At 68.4% G+C, this 3,664-nt stretch carries 4 protein-coding genes and 1 riboswitch; of the genes, 3 read left to right on the top strand and 1 reads right to left on the bottom strand.

The annotated features are described in order from the left end of the window. Positions 1-559 (top strand): hypothetical protein (locus ACLN58_RS19470; RefSeq protein ID WP_415856889.1); only part of this gene is annotated, 559 nt, incomplete at its 5' end. A gap of 252 nt (positions 560-811) precedes the next feature. Here ACLN58_RS19470 and ACLN58_RS19465 read toward each other — a convergent pair. After that, positions 812-1,486, bottom strand: coding sequence for a hypothetical protein (locus ACLN58_RS19465; protein ID WP_415856888.1), 675 nt, complete (start codon positions 1,484-1,486; stop codon positions 812-814). Positions 1,487-1,490: 4 nt separating this feature from the next. After that, a riboswitch (cyclic di-AMP (ydaO/yuaA leader) is annotated at positions 1,491-1,679 on the bottom strand. A gap of 582 nt (positions 1,680-2,261) precedes the next feature. Here ACLN58_RS19465 and ACLN58_RS19460 point away from each other — a divergent pair. After that, positions 2,262-3,071, top strand: a complete 810-nt coding sequence (locus tag ACLN58_RS19460) for a winged helix-turn-helix domain-containing protein (protein WP_415856887.1) — start codon at positions 2,262-2,264, stop codon at positions 3,069-3,071. A 20-nt stretch (positions 3,072-3,091) separates the two neighbouring features. Beyond that, complete coding sequence (locus ACLN58_RS19455) at positions 3,092-3,643, top strand: SixA phosphatase family protein (protein ID WP_415856886.1); 552 nt, start codon at positions 3,092-3,094, stop codon at positions 3,641-3,643. The last annotated feature ends 21 nt before the right edge of the window (positions 3,644-3,664 follow it).

Raw genomic sequence — 3,664 nt, 5'->3', positions numbered from 1 at the left:
GGTGGTCGTCGCCGGTGGCGCAGGCGCCGCGGTCTACGCCGCGACGAAAGCCAACTCGAACGATTCCAACGCCGCAGGCCAGGGGCTCGGCAACGGTGCCCCAGGCCAGGGCGGCGCTGGCCAGAACGGGACCGGCCAGAACGCCCCTGGCCAGAACGGTACGGGTCAAAACGGCGCGGGTGGATTCGCAGGCCCCGGCAACACCGGCGTCGGCGCGGCCGGTCAGGCTGTGCACGGCGAGTATGTGGTCCAGCGCAACGGCCAGTACGTCACGGAGCTCGAGCAGACGGGCACCGTCACCGCCGTCTCAAGCAGCCAGATCACGGTCAAGAGCGCCGACGGGTACGTCCAGACGTACGCGATCTCCTCCGACACCACGGTCGCGAGCTTCGCCGCGCGCGGAAGCCGCTCGCAGGGCTCGGGCTCGGGGTCATCCTCGTCCTCGACTCCGAGCCTCGCGACCGGCCAGACCGTGCGCGTCACCGCCCTCAAGAACGGTAACGCGGCGCTGAGCATCCTTATCACGCCCACGACGAGCACCTCGGGTCAGACTAACTAGCCCGGCCAGAGCCACTAGCGCGCAACAACTGCGGCCCAAAGCCGCTTCTCCGTAGGAAATTCCCCACGCAGAAGCGGCTCAGGGCAGCACACGCCGCGAACGGAACGCGCCGGGCCTGCCAAGGTGCCGTCCGTCGCCCCCAAGGCCCAGTCCGTCCGCCCCGGGCCACGACGAACGACGGCGCCGCTCCCCACTGCGGGGAGCGGCGCCGTCGGCGGTCGTCGCCCAGGTGCCGGGAAAGGCGCCTGCCGATCAGTACCAGCTGTGCGCGTAGTGGAACGCGAGGGCGTTCGCGGGGGAGCCGTAGCGGTCCTTGATGTAGCCGAGGCCCCAGTCGATCTGGGTGCGGTAGTTGGTCTGCCAGTCGTCTCCGGCGGAGTTCATCTTGCTGCCGGGCAGCGACTGAGCGATCCCGTAGGCGCCGCTGCTCGAGTTGGTGGCCGTCGTCGTCCAGTTGGACTCGCGGTTCCACAGCGTGATGAGGGCCTGCATCTGGTCCTGGCCCCAGCCGAACTTCGCGAGCTGGCTCGAGGCGTAGGCCTGCGCCCCGGCAGGGTCGTTGACCGGCTGGGTCTTGAGGAGCTCGGCCTTTGCGGCGGCCGCGGCGTCCTTGGTCTGCTGATCGGACTGGGCCTTGGAGACCGAGTTGATCGTGGGGCGGATGAAATCGACCCGGGCATCGGTCGTCGCGCTGACCTGCGGTCCAGAGCCAGCGATCGCGTCCGTCGAAGAGGCTGGGACCATTCCGCCCGCGGCAGCGCCACCGCTGAAGGCGGCGACGATTCCGAGGGAGGCGGCGACGACCGCATTGCGGTAGCGGCCGCCGGAAGTGGTTCCGGCGTTGATGCGGGCAAGGCGGCGGGGGGATTCCGCACGATGGCGGCCGCGCACACGCACAGGCGTGCCCGAGGACATGGTTTTGCTCACGCAAAAGGCCTCTCGTTAGCGCCTGCGAAGTTAGCTGCCGGGTTCGGATGCGAGCCATCCGGCCCCGCCTGATGGCGTGGGCTTCACCCCGGGCCGCGACCCGCGCTAAGCGGGCCACAGGGCGGCCGATTGGGTCCTCCGTCTCTGCCTTCGAGTCCCTCGGGGCACCGGCAGAGCTCGGCGGGCGGCACCCAAGGTCGCGCAGGGTCTCCCGCGCACTCAAACCACCGTACGGGACTCTCGGTTGTTTGTCACATTTGGGTAACAGCGGATTGCATCCGAGCGGCCCCGGTCTCGGTAGGGTGCGAAGGGAGCGTGACCTCGGGGAGCGGCCCTGCGGCCCGTCGTTGACTGATGCAATGTCCATATCGTGAGACGCGTGATATGGGAGTTGATCAGCCCTCCGATTTGAGCTGCTCGCCGAACAATCTTCGGCGAGGGGGCCAAAATGGGCCGGGCATATGAAAAAAGCGATTCACATCTGGCGAGCGCCGAATCGTGAGATCTATCACAATCGAAGCCGATTTCTCACGATGTGAGACGGTCCGGGCTTTGTTACTTGCCTGTAGCCATTGTTACGGGGGACACTCCCAGTGTGAACAAGAACTCAACGGCTCCTGCAGTGGCAGAATTCCGCTCCGGCTTACCTGCCGGTCGGTCCATGTGCCGTTGTCGAATGCATAGCTGACTGCGCCACCCCCAGCACTTAGCTCTTCGCTCAACCTGTTCAGCATTCGAAGCCTCCCCGGCTAGTCACACACGAGGTCAGCACTCCATGTCGGTTGCATCCGGATACGTCCACATCTCTGTCCGCAACGCCCAGCGCGCTCAGGCCGCTGCCGTCCGCCAGCCTTTCGGAGGCCGCGCGAACGCGCAGCCCGAACCCTACGGCGCGCGCCCGCTGCGCCCCGTCGCGGACGACTACTCCCCGATGACCGCGCCGACCCCCGTCGTCGCGCCCAGCACGGAGCCTGTCCGCTCCGTCGCGTCGGATACCGTGGCCCACGGTTTCGTGCTCTACGTCGGCATCTCCGAGGAGCAGGCCGCGGCGGCCGGCTCCTCGATCGCTCGCATCGCCCAGGAGATCCGCGCCTACGCGCAGAACCTCGTTCCGGGCGTCGAAAGCTACGCCGCGGTCGCCGTCGCCCCGTCAGGCGCCCCGGGAAGCCCGCTCGACGTCGTCCGTTCGACGTTCGGCGACCCGACCATCGGCAGCCGGCCCCGACCGGAGCCGCGCCCCGCGCAGTTGAGCGACAACCGCCCGAGCGGCGTGCTCATCGACCTTGCACGGCGTGAGGTGCACCTCGACGGCGCGACCCTCAACCTCACGTTCAAGGAGTTCGAGCTCCTGAACTACCTCGTCGAGAACGGCACGCGCACGGTGAGCCGCGAGGAGCTCCTCGAGAACCTCTGGAAGAACGCCGAAGAGGTTCCCAACGAGCGCACCATCGACGTCCACATCCGCCGCCTCCGCTCGAAGCTCGGGCGCCTCGCCAACACCGTGCGCACGGTGCGCGGACAGGGCTACCGCTTCTACGAGCACCCCGAGGTCGTCGTCTGGGCGGCGCCGGAGTACTCCATCTAGCTCTGGCCTACGCTTGCTCCATGAGCAAGCACCACGTGAAGCGGCTCGTCGTCCTGCGGCATTCGAAGGCGGCGTGGCCCGTCGGGGTTCCGGACGTGGACCGTCCGCTCGCGGAACGGGGCCATGCGGACGCGCCCGAGGCCGGGAAGTGGCTGCTCGCCAACAAGGTGGTGCCGGACTTCATCCTGTGCTCGGTGGCGCTCCGCACGCGGCAGACGACCACGTGGGTGTGCGGCCAGCTCGGCGACTTAGCGCCCACGCCCAAGCTCGAGTCGGGCCTCTACGCCTCGGGAGCAGGTCAGATGCTCTCGGTCATCAACCACGTCCCGGACACCGTGCGGACGCTTCTCGTGGTGGCGCACATGCCCGGCGTCCAGGACCTCGTACTGCACCTCGCGTCGCGCGAGTCAGACCAGGACGCCTACATGGACGCCGCGAGCCATTTCCCGACGACGGGGCTCGCCGTGCTCGAGATCGACAAGCCGTGGGCCGAGCTCGACGGGCAGGACGCCAGGCTCACCCATTTCGCCGTGCCGCGGGCCGAGGGGCGGAAGCAGGCGCGCGGCCACTGAGGCTCGGTGACGGCGTTCGCG

Source organism: Sinomonas sp. G460-2, assembly GCF_047759905.1.
In the GTDB taxonomy this organism is placed as follows: Bacteria; Actinomycetota; Actinomycetes; order Actinomycetales; family Micrococcaceae; genus Sinomonas.
This window is presented reverse-complemented; position numbering and strand designations above follow the sequence as displayed.

Bases quoted from the DNA above. Each gene is read 5' to 3' on its own strand.
- ACLN58_RS19460 (WP_415856887.1), top strand. From the start codon at position 2,262: ATGTCGGTTGCATCCGGATACGTCCACATCTCTGTCCGCAACGCCCAG.
- ACLN58_RS19455 (WP_415856886.1), top strand. From the start codon at position 3,092: ATGAGCAAGCACCACGTGAAGCGGCTCGTCGTCCTGCGGCATTCGAAG.